Annotated in this window: 12 protein-coding genes; 11 read left to right on the top strand and 1 reads right to left on the bottom strand. The window is 40.8% G+C overall.

What is annotated here, in order from left to right; translation table 11 throughout:
• From murC to lpxC, 6 genes are all read left to right on the top strand, one after another.
• Window positions 1–1455, top strand: coding sequence for a UDP-N-acetylmuramate--L-alanine ligase (murC, locus tag J8L97_RS17360; protein ID WP_211051697.1), 1455 nt, complete (start codon window positions 1–3; stop codon window positions 1453–1455).
• Window positions 1452–2360, top strand: coding sequence for a D-alanine--D-alanine ligase (locus tag J8L97_RS17355; RefSeq protein ID WP_211051696.1), 909 nt, complete (start codon window positions 1452–1454; stop codon window positions 2358–2360). Before murC ends, J8L97_RS17355 begins: the two co-directional genes overlap by 4 nt.
• Window position 2361: 1 nt before the next feature.
• Complete coding sequence (locus J8L97_RS17350; protein WP_211051693.1) at window positions 2362–3141, top strand: cell division protein FtsQ/DivIB; 780 nt, start codon at window positions 2362–2364, stop codon at window positions 3139–3141.
• Window positions 3138–4370 (top strand): cell division protein FtsA, encoded by a 1233-nt coding sequence (gene ftsA, locus J8L97_RS17345; RefSeq protein ID WP_192508465.1) that lies wholly within the window; start codon window positions 3138–3140, stop codon window positions 4368–4370. The genes J8L97_RS17350 and ftsA overlap by 4 nt, the downstream gene beginning before the upstream one ends.
• Window positions 4371–4391: 21 nt before the next feature.
• Window positions 4392–5627, top strand: coding sequence for a cell division protein FtsZ (ftsZ, locus tag J8L97_RS17340; RefSeq protein ID WP_192508464.1), 1236 nt, complete (start codon window positions 4392–4394; stop codon window positions 5625–5627).
• An 85-nt stretch (window positions 5628–5712) separates the two neighbouring features.
• Window positions 5713–6624 (top strand): UDP-3-O-acyl-N-acetylglucosamine deacetylase, encoded by a 912-nt coding sequence (lpxC, locus tag J8L97_RS17335; protein ID WP_210995364.1) that lies wholly within the window; start codon window positions 5713–5715, stop codon window positions 6622–6624.
• 35 nt (window positions 6625–6659) lie between these two features.
• Here the strand turns inward: lpxC and J8L97_RS17330 are convergent, their stop codons facing one another.
• Window positions 6660–7142: a DUF721 domain-containing protein gene (locus J8L97_RS17330; RefSeq protein ID WP_211051692.1), complete on the bottom strand. Its 483-nt coding sequence runs from the start codon at window positions 7140–7142 to the stop codon at window positions 6660–6662.
• Window positions 7143–7547: 405 nt separating this feature from the next.
• Between J8L97_RS17330 and secA the strand changes: the two genes are divergently transcribed.
• The 5 genes from secA (at window position 7548) to nagP (ending at window position 17285) form a co-directional block, all read left to right on the top strand.
• Window positions 7548–10256, top strand: coding sequence for a preprotein translocase subunit SecA (gene secA / locus J8L97_RS17325; RefSeq protein WP_211051691.1), 2709 nt, complete (start codon window positions 7548–7550; stop codon window positions 10254–10256).
• A gap of 67 nt (window positions 10257–10323) precedes the next feature.
• Window positions 10324–10722: an 8-oxo-dGTP diphosphatase MutT gene (mutT, locus tag J8L97_RS17320; protein ID WP_211051690.1), complete on the top strand. Its 399-nt coding sequence runs from the start codon at window positions 10324–10326 to the stop codon at window positions 10720–10722.
• A 122-nt stretch (window positions 10723–10844) separates the two neighbouring features.
• A complete protein-coding gene (locus J8L97_RS17315) occupies window positions 10845–12923 on the top strand; it encodes a M13 family metallopeptidase (RefSeq protein WP_211051689.1) in 2079 nt (692 codons plus the stop codon).
• A 214-nt stretch (window positions 12924–13137) separates the two neighbouring features.
• A complete protein-coding gene (locus J8L97_RS17310) occupies window positions 13138–15717 on the top strand; it encodes a family 20 glycosylhydrolase (RefSeq protein WP_211051688.1) in 2580 nt (859 codons plus the stop codon).
• A 266-nt stretch (window positions 15718–15983) separates the two neighbouring features.
• Entirely contained in the window at window positions 15984–17285 is a 1302-nt protein-coding gene (nagP, locus tag J8L97_RS17305; RefSeq protein WP_192508457.1) for an N-acetylglucosamine MFS transporter NagP, read from the top strand.
• The last annotated feature ends 130 nt before the right edge of the window (window positions 17286–17415 follow it).

Genomic DNA, 17415 nt, shown 5'->3' with positions numbered 1-17415 from the left:
ATGATTAAAGAGTATGTAGTGAAAGAATCAAGTAAACGCCGAGCTATGAGAAGAATTAACACCATTCATTTTATTGGAATTGGTGGTGCGGGTATGGGTGGAATAGCTGAAGTGCTTGCTTTTGAAGGTTATCGAATTACCGGCTCAGATATTGCTAACAACGCGATGACAGAGCGCTTAATTAAAGCTGGGGCCGAAGTTTTTATTGGTCATCATCAAAGTAATGTCAAGGATGCTGATGTTGTCGTTGTATCAACAGCCATTGATGTAACAAACCCAGAGATCGTGGCGGCTCAAACGGCACGAATCCCCGTAGTTCGTAGAGCGGAAATGCTTGCTGAATTGATGCGATTTCGCCATGGTATTGCTGTGGCCGGGACGCACGGAAAAACAACAACCACTAGTTTAATTGCCAGTATTTTTGCACAAGCCCAATTAGATCCCACATTTGTTATTGGTGGCCTGTTAAATAGTGCAGGAACGAATGCCAAACTAGGTAATAGTGATGTGCTCATTGCAGAAGCTGATGAAAGTGATGCGTCTTTTTTACATTTACAACCTATGGTATCGGTGATCACGAATGTTGAAGCTGATCATATGGATACATATGGCGGGGATTTTGAGAAGTTAAAAGATACCTATGTTGAGTTTATTCATAACTTGCCCTTTCATGGTTTAGCAGTCGTTTGTATTGATTCAGAAGTTGCTTATGAACTTATTCCGCGATTTTCACGGCCAACAATTACATACGGTGAGTCTGAAATTGCTGATTACAAAATGGTGAGTTTTACTCAAACCGTGAATAGTTGTGAGTTTAAAGTAGTGACTAAGCAAGGAGAATGCATTGATGTCGAGCTAAATATGCCGGGTAAGCATAATGCACTAAACGCTACAGCGGCAATAGCTGTGGCAAAAGATCATGGTATTGACAACGCGTTTATTTTGAAGGCATTAGCAGATTTTGAAGGTATAGGCCGACGTTTTCAGCATTATGGAGAATATGAGAATGAGCGCGGTAAAGTGATGCTAGTGGACGATTATGGACATCACCCATCGGAAGTTCAGGTTACGATTCAGGCTGCAAGAGCTGGGTGGAGTGATAAACGCTTGATTATGATATATCAGCCACATAGGTTTTCACGTACCAGAGATTTATATGAAGATTTTGTACGAGTACTTGCTGACGTTGATCAGCTGATCTTATTAGACGTTTATAGCGCAGGAGAAAGTCCTATTGTCGGCGCTGATAGTAAAAGTTTATGCCGAAGTTTGCGTCAAAGGGGCGTAGAGCCGATTCATGTATCGGATCATAATGAACTGGCCGGTGTATTGTCAGAAACTTTGGCTGATAATGACCTAGTTATTACTCAAGGTGCGGGTAATATTGGACAAATTGTCAAAAAGCTAGCGGCTACAAAGATGTCGATTAACATTTTAAAACAAGGTGATGCATGAAGCAGTTTGGTAAAGTAGCAGTTTTGCTGGGGGGAAGTTCAGCAGAGCGCGAAGTATCATTAATGTCAGGAAAAGCCGTTTTAAATGGGTTGTTAGCTGCCGGAGTGGATGCAGTTGCCTTTGATCCCGCACAACGTAATATTTTAGAGCTAAAAGCACTGAAAATAGATAGGGTATTCATTGCACTTCACGGTCGGGGTGGTGAAGATGGCACAATTCAGGGGGCATTGGAGTTTATGTCTTTGCCATATACAGGCAGTGGTGTGTTAGGTAGTGCGTTAGCGATGGATAAAGTGCGGAGTAAACACTTATTCAAAACAGCTCAGTTAAGTACGGCTGCATATACAGTAGTAAATGCTTTAGAAGGGTTTGATGCAAACGCGATTATGGCTGACTTTGGCAAAGTTATGGTTAAACCAAGTCATGAAGGATCAAGTATAGGAATGGCGCAAGCTAATACAGCACCGGAGCTGACACAAGCTTTAACAGCTGCATTTGACTATGATGACGAAGTATTAGTAGAGCAATGGATCACTGGTCGGGAGTTTACCGTTGCGATGCTCGGTAATGACGCATTACCTGTTATTGAAATGAAAACACCGCGTGGTTTCTATGATTACGAAGCTAAATATCAGGTAAATAACACCGAGTATTATTGTCCTGCGAATATGAGTGATGCCCACAGAGCGCAGCTCCAAATTATGGCGAAGCATGCATTTAAGTTAGTTGGGGCTTCTGGTTGGGGGCGAGTGGATGCTATGCAAGATGAAAATGGTCAGTTTTACCTATTGGAGGTCAACACGGTTCCCGGAATGACGGAAAAATCATTGGTTCCTATGGCTGCGAAAGCACAAGGTGTGAGTTTTGAGCAATTAGTAGTTCGCATTTTGGAGCAAACGCTTTAATATGCGTGCGTTTTTCAAAAAAGCTAAATCCTTAAATCAAAGATTGAATTGGTCTTTGCTCTTCGGCTTAGGCTTTTTCATTGTGGTAATTTTCGGTTTAATAAAAAGTATGTACTGGGTTAGTGATTGGTTAGTCGTACATAAAGATGCGCAGTTTAGGCAACTTACTGTATTAGGGCAGCCCAGTTATAGTAGTGAACATGACATAGTTACCGCAATTAGGCGCGTGGATTTAAGTAGTTACTTTGAGTTAGATGTTAAAGCTGTACGGGAGTCAGTGTTGTCTCTGCCTTGGGTGGCAAGTGTGTCTGTTCGTAAGCAATGGCCAGATCAATTGCAGGTTTATGTGGTGGAGCATAAACCAGTGGCAATATGGAACAGTGATTTATTGCTGAATGAAAGTGGTGATGTTTTTCAGGCACCAAGTGAAAGCTTAACAAGTATGTTGCCGCAACTATATGGACCTGAGGGCAGTGAAACGGAAGCATGGCATACTTTTTTACAATTAAAAGCCATGCTTGAAGTTAACCAATTCCACTTAGTCAGCCTTGCATTATCAGAGCGGTTTGCTTGGCAGCTGTGGTTAGAAAATGGCATTCGTCTAAATTTAGGTCGAGAAGAAAAAGCAAAACGAGTACAGCGTTTTATTGATGTTTACCCGAAAATGCACAAGCCTAACGGGGCTTTAATTGATGCTATTGATTTACGCTATGACACAGGGCTTGCGGTGAGCTGGAAATACCCGCTAATTGAAGAACAACAAAATAAGAGTAAAGCATGACGAAGTCAGCAGAAAGAAACTTAGTGATAGGGCTCGATGTTGGTACCTCTAAAGTAGTCGCAACAGTTGGAGAGATCACGGCAGATAATCAGCTCAGTATTGTGGGAGTGGGTAACCAAGTATCTCATGGTATGGATAAGGGTGGCGTGAATGATTTGAACTTAGTTTCTGAATCAATTCGCCGTGCAATAGATGAAGCCGAATTGATGGCAGATTGCCGAATAAGTTCTGTTTACTTAGGCATATCAGGCAAGCATATTCAATGCCAAAATGAAAGTGGTGTTGTTGCGATTAATAATTCTGAAGTGACAGACGATGATATTGCAAATGTCATTCATATAGCGCGATCAGTTCCAATTTCCGCAGAGCGGAAAATGTTACACTCTCTGCCGCAAGAATATAGCATTGATATGCAAGAGGGAATAAAGAACCCCTTGGGTATGAGTGGTGTACGTATGGAAGCAAAAGCACACATTATTACGTGTTCTAATGACATGGCAAAGAATATTGAAAAATGTGTTGAGCGATGTGGCTTAAATGTTGACCAACTGACCTTTAGTGCGCTGGCGTCATGTTATTCTGTGTTGACTGAAGATGAAAAAGAGCTTGGTGTGGCGGTTGTTGATATAGGTGGTGGTACGATGGATATCGCTATTTATCTTAATGGAGCTTTACGTCATTCGGCTGTTATCCCTGTTGCTGGAAATCAAGTTACGGGGGATATAGCTAAGATATTCCGAACCCCGATTTCCCATGCTGAATCGTTAAAAGTGCAATATGCATGTGCAAGTAGCCAAATGGCCAGCAGTGAAGAGACAATTGAAGTTCCTAGTGTTGGCGGAAGACCAGCGCGTTTAATGTCGCGGCATACACTTTCTGAAGTTGTGGAACCACGTTTTAGGGAGTTGTTAGAGTTAACACTAGAAGAGATACGTCGCTCGGGTTTTGAAGATCAAATAGCTGCGGGACTAGTTATCACTGGCGGGAGTGGTAAAATGGCGGGCGCGCTCGAAGTTGCTGAAGATATATGTCAAATGCCCGTAAGAGTAGGTAAACCTATTGGAATTACCGGATTAACAGATTATGTTAACGATCCTGCATATGCAACAGCTGTAGGTTTGTTACAATATGGCCGTACTTTGCAATCGATGAATGCACAGAAATCGAAAGCTGAGTCGGATGGAAATTGGTGGAACCGAGTTACTAAATGGTTTCAAGGCGAGTTTTAAGCTCAAGTCGGAGAGTGAAAGATGTTTGATATAATGGAAGAACACAGCGAAGAAGCTGTTATTAAAGTGATAGGTGTCGGCGGTGGTGGTGGAAACGCCGTTGAGCATATGGTTAAACAGGAAATTGAGGGTGTACGTTTCGTTGCTGCAAATACGGATGCACAGGCATTGCGGAAGTCTTCAGCAGATATAACTGTTCAATTGGGTACGCAAATTACATCAGGGTTAGGCGCAGGCGCAAACCCTGAAGTTGGCCGTAAGTCAGCTGAAGAAGACATTGAAACCATAAAAACAGCGCTTGAAGGAGCTGATATGGTATTCATCGCTGCAGGTATGGGTGGTGGAACAGGTACTGGAGCAGCCCCTGTTGTTGCTCGTGTAGCGAAAGAGTTGGGTATTTTAACGGTGGCTGTAGTGACAAGACCTTTTGATCTTGAAGGTAAGAAGCGTATGGCTGCCGCTGATCAAGGTATTGGGGAGTTGTCAGAAATTGTTGACTCATTGATTACAATTCCAAACAATAAATTACTTAAAGTTTTAGGTAAAGGAACTACACTTTTAGACGCGTTTGCTAAGGCGAATGACGTACTCTATGGTGCAGTTCAAGGTATTGCTGAACTAATAACACGTTCTGGTTTGATCAATGTGGATTTTGCAGATGTAAGAACTGTTATGTCAGCAATGGGCACTGCGATGATGGGAACCGCTTCTGCATCTGGGCCAGATAGAGCGCAAGAGGCGGCAGAAGCTGCAATCTCAAGCCCTTTATTAGAAGATGTAGATTTAACGGGCGCAAAAGGTATTTTGGTGAACATTACAGCTGGAATGGATATTACCATTGAAGAGTTCGAAATAGTTGGTAATCATGTAAAAGCATTAGCATCTGAAAATGCGACGGTTGTTGTTGGTGCCGTAATTGACCCTGATATGAGTGATGAATTACGCGTAACAGTGGTTGCTACAGGGCTTGGCGGTGAGCGTCGTCCTCAGTTTGGCATAGTTGATAATGGCTTTAAGAAAGCAGCTGGTGGTGATGTTGCCTCAGCATCAACAAATCAGCAATCCAGTGGTATGTTTGTTCCAAGCTTTACTCAATCAGAGGTTACATCTGAAAACACTGGAAATGTAACGAACTCAACATCGACAGTGAGTACAGCAGCGCAAGAGAGTCAGGCGGTAAGTAAAAGTGTTGAGCAAGACACAGACAAGGGAGATTATTTTGATATCCCTGCGTTTTTACGTAAACAGTCAGATTAAATTTGGTTGATAATTAAACAATTGGCAGGTGGTCGTATCTGTGATACAATCCGCCGTCTAAGTGTTATTTGAAGTGGGCGAAGTTATGATTAAACAACGTACAATTGCTGAAGTTGTTAAAGCAACAGGTGTAGGACTTCATAAAGGTGAAAAGGTCACAATTACTCTCCGACCTGCGAGCGAAAATACCGGTGTGGTATTTCGTCGTGTAGATCTTGACCCTGTGGTAGATTTTGAGACTACGCCAGAATCTGTTGGTGATACGCAATTGTGTACTTGTTTAACGAACAAAGATGGAATACGTCTTTCCACCACTGAGCATTTAATTGCAGCTGTTGCGGCGCTGGGTATAGATAACCTAGTTGTAGAGCTCGATAGTTCAGAAGTGCCTATTATGGATGGTAGTGCATTACCATTCATTTATTTATTACAAAAGGGCGGTATTAAAGAGCAGAACGTCGCAAAGCGGTTCATTCGAATTAAAGAGAAAGTTCGTGTGGAAGATGGTGATAAATGGGCTGAGATCACCCCTTATGATGGCTTTCACATTGATTTTGAAATTGCCTTTGATCACCCAGCGATAAATGACAGTCGTCAGCGCATCGGTTTAGATATCACCGCGCAGAGTTTTACGGAAGAAATTAGTAGAGCCCGCACATTCGGTTTTATGAAAGATATTGAGTATATGCATGCTAATAACCTAGCGTTAGGTGGTAGTATGGATAATGCAGTTGTACTTGATGAATATAAAGTATTAAACCCGAGTGGTTTGCGCTATTCAGATGAGTTTGTTAAGCATAAGATATTAGACTGTGTGGGTGATATGTTCATGGCAGGGTATAATATTTTAGGTAAAATTACGTGTTATAAGTCAGGTCATGGTTTGAACAACAAACTTTTACGTGAAATTATGGCATCAGAAACCGCATGGGAATGGGCTACTTTCGAAGAGCCAGTCAGCATGCCTGCGCCGGGTATGGAAATTACCACGGCTTGAAAATCGAATAATTCTAAAAAATGACGCATATAGCGTCATTTTTTTTGTGCATGACTTGCCAGTTTGAGCAGTTTGGCTTGTAAGCTAGCTGGTGCATTGTTGGCTAGTTCGATGAGCTGTAAACCTGTTTGCTCACTCATAGATCTCTTTTCATGCGTTTCATCATTGATTGTTTTCTTTTCTTTTTTCGGGGCGAGTCTTTGTTGCGCTTCGGGGTTAGTTACTATTTTTACTTGTGCGCATTCGAACATTCCAGAGGCTCTAAACTGAGACAGAATATCCATTTTTAAAAAATTAAGCCGAGTGGCCAATGTTGCAGAAGCAGCTTCAATAACTAAAGTCCCGTCTCGGTAATTCCCTATGCGGCATTTCTTAATTAATACGGGGCCCACCGCTTTCTCTAGGCAATTTTGCCACTGTGACATGGCTTGTGACTTCTCTGAATAACTGACCATTTTATTGGACCACTTTCCCATAAGCTCATTAAGTTGTTTTGGGGCAAAACGGTTCTTAGCCATAGTTATTAGCTCATAATGTTCAGTTTAATCAACGTAAGTATAGCTGCGTCGAAAAAGTAAAAAAAGTTAAATCATCTAAATGGCTTGAATTATTCCTAAATATCACCATATATACAGTTAATCTCGATTATGTTTCAATTTGTTGCTACATTGGGTATTTGTTGCTAACAAAAATAGTAACATTAGTTTACGTGGCTCCGCTTTTTACCAGTAAAACTTCGCTGTTTTGACTTCAATGGTTTGCAGCTTCGCAGAGTCTGGTATGATAGGGGCAATAAATTGAATTAGGCACATTGCAAAAACAATTAAGCATTTGTTGCCCACAGGAAGCAGTGCGACCTCAGTACCCAATGACGAATAAGCATAGGTAAGGTCAGCCATCAATAGAGTGAAAACGGTTTTAACATGATAGCTAATATTTTTACCAAGATTTTTGGTAGTCGCAATGACCGCACTATTAAAAACTTAAGAAAGACGGTCACCTTAATCAATGCCTTAGAAGAGCAGTACGCAGCTCTAACTGATGAGCAACTAAAAGCGAAAACAGCAGAGTTCAGAGAACGTTTTGAGCAAGGTACAAGCTTAGACGATATCTTACCTGAGGCCTTTGCGACAGTACGTGAAGCCTCAAAACGTGTTTACAACATGCGTCACTTCGATGTGCAAATGGTGGGTGGTATCGTGTTACACCAAGGCCGTATTTCTGAAATGCGCACCGGTGAAGGTAAAACATTAACAGCAACATTACCTGCATACTTAAATGGCTTAACAGGTAAAGGTGTTCACGTTATTACAGTGAATGACTACCTTGCAAAACGGGATGCAGAAACAAACCGTTCGTTATTTGAATTCCTAGGTCTAAGTGTTGGTTGCAATGTACCGGGTATGATGCCGGAGCAAAAGAAGCAAGCCTATCGCGCCGATATTACTTATGGCACGAACAATGAATTCGGTTTTGATTATTTACGTGACAATATGGCGTTTACTGTAGAAGAGCGAGTGCAACGTCCACTATATTATGCTGTCGTGGATGAGGTTGATTCAATTTTGATTGATGAAGCTCGTACACCGCTTATAATTTCAGGTCCTGCGGAAGATAGTTCTGCGCTATACACTCAGATAAATAAGATTGTGCCATCGCTAATTCTTCAAGATAAAGAAGATGAAGAAGGTGTGGAAGGTGACGGTGATTTCACAATTGATGAAAAGTCAAAACAGGTTCACTTAACTGAGCGTGGCCAAGTTAATGTTGAAGAGCTATTACTTGAGCATAAACTAATTGAAGAAGGTGATTCACTCTACTCAGCAGCAAGTATCACCTTGTTAAGCCATGTTTATGCCGCTCTTAGAGCACATAAACTTTATCAAAAAGATGTTGATTATGTTGTTAAAGATAATGAAGTTATTATTGTTGATGAGCATACTGGTCGTACAATGGAAGGACGTCGTTGGTCTGAAGGGTTACACCAAGCGGTAGAGGCGAAAGAAGGTGTTCGTATTCAAAACGAGAACCAGACATTAGCATCAATTACCTTCCAAAATTACTTCAGAATATATGACAAGCTGGCAGGTATGACTGGTACAGCGGATACTGAAGCATTTGAGTTTCAATCAATTTATGGCTTAGATACTGTTGTTATTCCAACAAATAAACCAATGGTTCGTGATGATCGAGCAGACCTTGTTTATCTAACACAAGAAGAGAAGTTTGAAGCCATTCTTGAAGACATTAAAGACTGTCAGGAGCGTGGGCAGCCTGTTCTTGTTGGTACAGTGTCAATTGAAAGCTCAGAGTATTTATCGCATTTCTTGAGAAAAGAAAAAATAGAACATAATGTTCTTAATGCCAAATTCCATGCTCAAGAGGCCGATATTGTTGCTGATGCAGGTTTGCCTGGTAAAGTCACAATTGCTACAAATATGGCTGGTCGCGGTACAGATATTGTTTTGGGTGGTAATTGGCAAAGTGATTTAGAAAAACTTGATAACCCATCAGAAACACAGATTACAGAATTAAAAGCTCAGTGGAAAGTTACTCATGATGCGGTGTTAGCTGCAGGTGGTTTGCATATTATAGGTACTGAACGTCACGAATCACGTCGTATCGATAATCAACTACGAGGGCGCTCAGGTCGTCAAGGGGACGCCGGTTCTAGTCGTTTCTATTTGTCGATGGATGATGCGTTGATGCGTATTTTCGCCGGTGAGCGAATGACAAATATGATGCGTAAGTTAGGTATGCAACGCGGAGAGGCGATAGAACACCCGTGGGTAAACCGAGCTATTGAAAATGCTCAGCGTAAAGTTGAAGCGCGAAACTTTGATATTCGTAAGCAGTTGCTTGAATACGATGATGTTGCTAATGATCAACGCCGAGTTGTTTATGAGCAACGTAATGAGCTGTTGGAAGAAGGTGATATATCGGAAACGATTAATGCGATCCGCAGTGATGTTTTAAATGGCACAATTGATCAATTTATTCCACCACAAAGCTTAGCTGAAATGTGGGATATTAAAGGACTAGAAGATCGTATAAAGGGCGATTTCTTAATCGAGTTACCAATTGAAAAATGGTTAGCTGATGATGAAAAGCTCTATGAAGAAAAGCTGCGTGATCGAATTAATGATGAAGTTGAAAACTCATATAAAGATAAAGAGCAAATGGTTGGCCCTGACGTACTGCGCCAATTTGAAAAAGCGATTATGCTACAAAGCCTTGATCAACATTGGAAAGATCATTTAGCAGCGATGGATCATCTCAGACAAGGTATTCACCTGCGAGGCTATGCTCAGAAGAACCCGAAGCAAGAGTATAAGCGTGAGTCATTTGAGTTATTTTCTGAAATGTTGGAAAATTTAAAAATTGATGTGGTGGGTATTCTTAGCAAAGTGCAAGTACGCGCTGAGGAAGACGTTGAGAAAGTAGAAGAGCAGCATCGCCGCAGTGAGCAAATGCCGAAAGAGTATCAACATGCTGAGGCTGAGCACGTTGGCGGTAATGTACCTGAAGGGGTATCGGTTGCAGCAAGAACTGACGTAAAAGTTGGTAGAAATGAAGCATGCCCTTGTCAGTCTGGGAAAAAGTTTAAGCAATGTTGTGGCAAACTAAAGTAATAACATTGTAAATTTTGATTTTTTAAAAAGCGGCTTTAGAGTCGCTTTTTTGATCTGGAGAGATGTTGTGAGTAAAAAAGTGATTGAAGTCGCCGTTGGTGTGATTAAAACAGGCTCAAAGATATTTATTAGTAAGCGGCATGAATCTCAGCACCAAGGTGGTTTATGGGAGTTTCCTGGAGGAAAAGTAGAGATAGGGGAAACGGCTTTCACAGCTTTGAAGCGAGAATTAAAAGAAGAGGTAAATATTGATGTATTAGGCTCTCGTGAGCTACAAATCATAGAGCATGATTATGGAGATAAATGTGTACGATTGATTGTTCATATAGTTGATGAATTTGCAGGAGAGGCTAAGGGCTTAGAAGCGCAGCTATGTCAGTGGGTTGAGATAACCTCATTAAATAATTATGCATTTCCTGCAGCGAACCAAGCAATTATTGATAAATTACACACTGAAATGTCATAAAGTATGCCATTGTAAATATAGTCATGTTGTACTTCACGCAGCTTTCTTAAGACGATCATAACTGTTGCCACTATGGGAATGGGTAGCTTATTATAAAATTAAACTCATATTGGAATACATTGATGAAAAATATATCTTTAGCAGCTTTAGGTGTTGCAATCTCCCTTGGTGTAGCTGGTTGTAGTGAGCCTCCCACTGAAAGTAAGATGCAAGTGGATCCAATTGACCTGAATAAAAACAATAAATTAGAACTAAAGTCAGGTATTGAATTGAATAATATTGATACTTCAGTCCGCGCAGAAGATGACTTTTATTATCACGTCAATGGAAAATGGCTTGAGAAAACAGCAATTCCAGCGGATAAATCGAGTTATGGTTCTTTTACAGCTTTGTATGATGAATCACAAAAAGCCTTGCGTAAAGTATTGGATGATGCACTAAAAAATACCACAATGGCGGTAGGAAGTGATGAATATAAGCTTTCAGCTTTTTATGGGAGCTACATGGATGAAATAGCAAGGGAAGAGTTAGCTTTATCACCCTTGAAGGCATATTTAGAGCCAATAGACTCGCTGACTAGTCGTGCCGACTTACCTCGTGTCATGGCTTCTATGTTATTGAATGGTGGAACAACTCCCTTTGGCTGGTATGTAAATAATGATGCAAAAAAGTCAAATGAGTACGCATTGTATTTGTATCAAAGCGGTTTGGGGTTACCTGACCGAGATTTTTATTTAAAGGATACCGAGAAGTTTGTAAGTATACGCGCTGCATATAAGACATACATTCAGCAAGTTTTTATTCGATTGGGTTACCCTCAGCCTGAGCAGGCTGCAGATAACATTCTGGAGCTTGAAAGTCGTATAGCTGCGGTTCAGTGGTCCAGAGTGGAGAGTAGAGATGCAACTAAAACTTATAATAAATTGTCGATGGTTGATGCAAATAGACTCATTCCATCATTTGATTTAGAAAGTTATTTTGTTTCCGCAAATTTAAACGTGACGGACGTTGTCATAAACCAGCCATCTTACTTAGAAAACCTCGCGAAAGTCGTGGCTGATAGCCCATTAGAAACGTGGCAACACTATCTTACTTTTCACTTCGTAAATAATCATGCTGAGCTTTTGAATAAAGAGATGGTAAATCTTAAATTTAATTTCTTTGATAAAATGTTACGAGGCGTACAAGAACAAGCACCAATCTGGAAGAAGGCAGTTGACTCTAGCAATGAAGTTTTAGGTGAATTGTTAGGTAAAATTTACGTTGAAACGTACTTTCCTCCAGAAGCTAAAGCACGGATGACCGAGTTAGTAAGTAACCTAATTAAAGGCTTTGATCAGGCCATTGATGACCTTGAATGGATGAGCCCTGAAACAAAAATTGCAGCAAAAGATAAACTAAGTAAGTTTACACCTAAAATTGGTTACCCAGATAAATGGCGAGACTATTCGCAACTACAGATAAGTCCAGATGATCTATTAGGTAATTATGTTCGCTATACGCAATGGTCTTATAACGATATGATCAATAAAATAGGAAAGCCTGTGGATCGCTCTGAGTGGTTCATGACACCTCAAACAGTGAATGCTTATTATAACCCTGTAAATAATGAGATTGTGTTTCCCGCAGCAATATTGCAACCACCATTTTTTAACCTTGAGGCTGATGATGCGGTGAATTATGGAGCCATTGGCGCTGTAATTGGTCATGAGTTGGGTCATGGTTTCGATGATCAAGGGTCAAAGTATGATGGAGAAGGTAATTTACGTAACTGGTGGAGCGAATCGGACCTTACACAATTCGAGCAACGAGGGAGTAAGTTGGTTGCTCAGTATAACCAGTTCAGCCCTTTTGAAGATGCGCATGTAAATGGTGAACTTACCTTAGGTGAAAATATAGGTGACTTAGGGGGCTTAACGGTATCTTATAAAGCTTACCTACTTTCTTTAGCGAAAAGAAAAGCCCCTATCATTGATGGTTATACTGGCGAGCAGCGCTTTTTCATGGGGTGGGCACAAATTTGGCGTAGACAATATCGAGATGAAGAGCTACGAAATAGGTTAATGACTGATTCTCACTCACCAAGTCATTATAGAGTAATTGGTGTGCTACCAAATATGCCTGAGTTTTATAAAGCCTTTAAGGTGAAAGAGGGCGATGGTATGTATATACCGTCGGCTGAACGCGTAAAAATTTGGTAGGATTTTAACTTTAATAAAATTTAATAATTATAGCCCACTGTTTTGTGGGTTTTTTTTTATATTTTTTCAAGAAGCCATACTTCAGAGTAAATATTGATAGCGCTGTCATTTTTGATTTTATATGATGAGGTATTGTTAATATTGACTGAACACTTTACGCTCATATTTCTATATAGATGAATAGCAACAAAGGTGTTTACCAAGGAGCAAACCTATGACCCTAAAGCAACATGTGCTAGCAAGTTTACTTGTCACAACCCCACTGTTCGCCAATGCCGATTTATCACAGTCTCAGCTGAACGCGTTCACAAAAAACACTAAACTTGTGTTTAGCGCACAAGATAATTTTCATAATGGTGCATCTAGTTTAATTGCATCAATGACTTTGACGAATAATTCAGATATTGCCCTAGTAAAGGGAAAAGCAGATTGGCAAATCTATATTCACTCGGTACGTAAAATTCATACTAAATCAGTTAAAGGATTTACGATAGAGCATGTAAATGGTGATTTACATCGTTTTGTACCAAATAAAGATTTTGCAGGGCTGGCTGTCGGTGAAAGCCTCACTGTTGAATTTGAGGCAGGTGCATGGATAGCTGCATATAGTGACTTTATGCCGCGAGCATTTATGGTTTCCAAGCAGCATACCCCGGCGATTTTTGCAAATACTGACACGGAAGACTTTAAGCAATACATTGCCCCATTTGAGCGAGAGAATCAGCTTAGGCGATATAATGATCCGATAGATAAAACGCAGCTAGCATCTGCTCAATTGCGTTATGAGCGTAACCTTTCTTCTGCGTCTATTTCAAAAGAAGCGGCATTGAAACGGATCATTCCAACACCACAAAAGGCTGATTTCAATCGTGGAACAGCGGTGTTAGATTCATCATGGCAAATACGTTTTGCTGGTCGTTTGACTTCAGAGGTAGCTGTTTTAAAAAGTGATTTAGCCGATTATGGATTAGAGCTAGAGAGTGAAGCTGATCATATTAAAGCTTCTAAAGCGCCTACCATTTACTTAAAAGTAGACGAAAGTCTGGCTGACGGTGCAGCTGAAAGCTATCAGCTAGAAATCGATGACGATAAAATAGAGATCATTGGTAGCGATAATGCTGGCGTATTTTACGGTATTCAGAGCTTATTGGCGCTCTTCCCAGCAGGCAGCAAAAATACCATCACTGTACCTAATGTTGAAATTGAAGATACCCCAAGGTTTGTATGGCGTGGCATGCACTATGACAACGCTCGTAATTATCATGGCAAAGATGCGCTGTTTAAATTAGTAGAGCAAATGGCTCGTTATAAGCTGAACAAGTTTCATTGGCACTTTTCAGATGATGAAGGCTGGCGTGTTGAGATCCCAGGCTTACCAGAGTTAACGGAAATTGGTGCTCATCGCTGTTTTGATTTAGAAGAGCAACGTTGTCTATTAACTCAGTTGGGTACGGGGCCCTTTAAATCAGGTTCTGGAAATGGGTTTTTATCTCGCAAAGATTTTGTCGAACTCATTAAGTTTGCAGATGCTCGACATATTCAAATTATTCCTGAAATTGAAGGTCCAGGCCACGCTCGCGCTGCGATTAAGTCCATGGAAGCGAGGTATAATACGTTCAAAGCCAAAGGGAAGTTAGAGCAAGCTAAAGCCTACTTATTAACAGATCCAAAGGACGAGTCACAGTATATCACGGTGCAAAACTACACAGACAATTCATTTAATGTGTGTTTAGACTCTACGTATGCTTTTATCGAGAAGGTGACTTACGAGCTACAAAGTATGTATCGAGATGCAGGGACTCGATTAACGAATTTACATTTTGGTGGAGATGAAGTCGGTGCAGGTTCATGGACACAGTCTCCCGCTTGTGATGCTTTATTTATGGATGCGAATAATGGGATTGCAGGCCCAGCGGATTTAAAGCCATACTTTACCCAAAAGGTGGCTCATATATTAGCCAAACGCGGTATTTCTCCTGGCGCTTGGGAGGATGGATTAATGTATGACAAAGTAAATCCTTTTAAAAGAGATGAGTTCCCCAATGACATTTTTACTGCAAATGTGTGGGACAATATTTGGGAATGGGGGGTTGCAGATAGAGCATACCGGTTAGCCAATGATGGATATCAAGTGGTATTATCTCATGGTACACACTTGTACTTTGATCATCCATATGAAGCTCACCCAGAAGAGCGAGGTTATTATTGGGCAACACGTTTTGTTGATACTAAAAAAGCGTTTAGTTATATGCCTGATGATGTATACGCCAATGCTGATTTTACGCGAACTCGAGAACCGATTGTAAATTTAGAAGCTCTCGTTGGACGTGCCATGCCTAAGCTTGAAAAGCCAGAAAATATCTTAGGTATGCAAGGGCAAGTGTGGAGCGAAACCATTCGCACTGAAGAGCAGGTATTAGCGATGATTTTCCCGCGCATTTTATCTGTAGCAGAGCGCGCTTGGCATAAAGCTAAATGGGAAGGGGATGATATTGCAATTAAACCTTTTTCAAACGATTGGCAAAGCTTTTCCGCTGCATTGGCTATAAAGGAACTCCCTAAGTTGGTTGCGTCTGGTGTAAATGTGAATTTACCGGTACCAGGGGCAGTTAAAAAAGGAGCACTTGTTTATGCCAACAGCGCTTTCCCTTATTTAGATATCGAATATAGCTTAGATCGAGGACAAACTTGGCAGCTTTATTCAGATCCGATCAGTCATAATGACGGTCAATCGGTTCAACTAAGGACGCGTGTAGGAGATAAAAATACGAGCCGTATCACAGAGTTAAAGTAATATTTTTGAGATGTTTGCTAAAAAGGGACCGTAAGGTCCTTTTTTAGTAAATTAACTGGTTAAATTCTAGCTAGTCAAAAGTTAAATTTTAACGTAAAGTTAAATGTCAGCGCTGTCATTTTTGAGTGATAGCCCTAACACTACATCAATACGCTTAAAAATGAGCGTGGGTGTCTAATAATGATACAGAAGTTATTCTGAATTTAGTCCTAGATCTGTGCAATCTACAGATCTTTAGTATATTAATTAGCAACAAGAAGAAACTTATGGAAGCGACAGTGGAAATTGAAGATAATGTAAAGCAGAGTATCTGGCTCCCTATGGTGCTCGCTGGGTCGATGTTTTTTATTTTAGGGTGTATTACTTGGCTCAACGGGGCTATTACACCTTTTTTACAACAAATGCTTGAATTAACGCCGTTGCAAGCGTCGTTCATCATATCCTCGTTTTATATTGCCGTGACAGTCGCAGGAATACCTTCGGCTATGCTAATTAAGCGTGTTGGCTATAAGAATGGCATGGCATTAGGGTGTGTCGTGATGGCTGCATCTGCGTTAATGTATATTCCTGCTGCAAAAATGCAGATGATTGAGATATTTTTGTTTGCGCAGCTAATGATAGGCGTTGGTCAAACGATATTACAAACAGCGGTTAACCCATACGTTGTTAAAATGGGATCTGAAAAGTCAGCAGCGGTCCGTGTGTGTATTATGGGGCTATTGAATAAGTCTGCGGGTGTGATTGTACCAATCATATTTGCAGCGGTCGTCGTCAGTGGTGTTGTAGAGCCAGGGTCACAATTATCACAAGAACAAAAAGATGCGATGGCGAATAGTCTAATTATGCCTTACATTGGGGTAGCTGGCCTTATTTTCTTGTTTGCTGTTTTTGCAAAAATAGCACCATTACCAGATCTGGTTTTTGAAGAGTCAGGTGGTAACGGTAAGGGTGAATTAAAAGAAGCATTGAGCCACCCTCATTTGGTACTTGGTGTTATTGGTATTGCATTGTATGTTGCCGTCGAGGTTATTGCAGCTGATACTATTGGTTCTTATGCATTACAGCTAGGCATAGCGGATTATTCCGTGATGACGTCTTACACTATGGCGTGTATGCTGATTGGCTATGCTATTGGTATTGCGTTGATCCCGCGTTTTATGTCTCAGCAAAACGCATTAGTGATGTCTGGTATTGCTGGTATCATTACAGTTTTAGCGGTTGTAATGGGTAGTAACGACTCATTTACGATATCTAACATTTTACTTGTTCCATTTGGTGGACCTCAATTACCAGATCCGCTATTGTGTATAGCATTACTTGGTTTTGCTAACGCTATGGTATGGCCAGCTATTTGGCCATTGGCATTAAATGGCCTCGGTCGCTTGACTGGCACTGCTTCGGGACTACTTATTATGGGTATTGCGGGCGGTGCGTTAGGGCCCTTACTGATTGGCCTTGGAAATGTAGCTGGCCTTGGTGCTCAAGGGGCGTATAGCTTAATGATACCAAGTTACCTATTTATTTTGTTCTATGCTCTGAAAGGTCACAAGATGACGAGCTGGAAGTAACCTAATTTCTATCTGTAAATAGAAATAATCCCGTGTGTAATGCCACCTTTAAGGTGGCATTTTTTTGCCTGTAATAAAGCTATGAGATTGCGACGTATTGTAAAGTAATACCAATCTGCATAAAGGTTAA

It is taken from the genome of Pseudoalteromonas sp. MMG012 (genome assembly GCF_018100875.1).
GTDB classification, from domain to species: domain Bacteria; phylum Pseudomonadota; class Gammaproteobacteria; order Enterobacterales; family Alteromonadaceae; genus Pseudoalteromonas; species Pseudoalteromonas aurantia.
The sequence above is the reverse complement of the archived record's forward strand: the minus strand, read 5'-3'. Positions and strand labels throughout refer to the sequence as shown.

Coding starts and splice junctions, on each gene's coding strand:
- murC (WP_211051697.1), top strand. CDS start 1: ATGATTAAAGAGTATGTAGTGAAAGAATCAAGTAAACGCCGAGCTATG.
- J8L97_RS17355 (WP_211051696.1), top strand. CDS start 1,452: ATGAAGCAGTTTGGTAAAGTAGCAGTTTTGCTGGGGGGAAGTTCAGCA.
- J8L97_RS17350 (WP_211051693.1), top strand. CDS start 2,362: ATGCGTGCGTTTTTCAAAAAAGCTAAATCCTTAAATCAAAGATTGAAT.
- ftsA (WP_192508465.1), top strand. CDS start 3,138: ATGACGAAGTCAGCAGAAAGAAACTTAGTGATAGGGCTCGATGTTGGT.
- ftsZ (WP_192508464.1), top strand. CDS start 4,392: ATGTTTGATATAATGGAAGAACACAGCGAAGAAGCTGTTATTAAAGTG.
- lpxC (WP_210995364.1), top strand. CDS start 5,713: ATGATTAAACAACGTACAATTGCTGAAGTTGTTAAAGCAACAGGTGTA.
- J8L97_RS17330 (WP_211051692.1), bottom strand. CDS start 7,142: ATGGCTAAGAACCGTTTTGCCCCAAAACAACTTAATGAGCTTATGGGA.
- secA (WP_211051691.1), top strand. CDS start 7,548: ATGATAGCTAATATTTTTACCAAGATTTTTGGTAGTCGCAATGACCGC.
- J8L97_RS17315 (WP_211051689.1), top strand. CDS start 10,845: ATGAAAAATATATCTTTAGCAGCTTTAGGTGTTGCAATCTCCCTTGGT.
- J8L97_RS17310 (WP_211051688.1), top strand. CDS start 13,138: ATGACCCTAAAGCAACATGTGCTAGCAAGTTTACTTGTCACAACCCCA.
- nagP (WP_192508457.1), top strand. CDS start 15,984: ATGGAAGCGACAGTGGAAATTGAAGATAATGTAAAGCAGAGTATCTGG.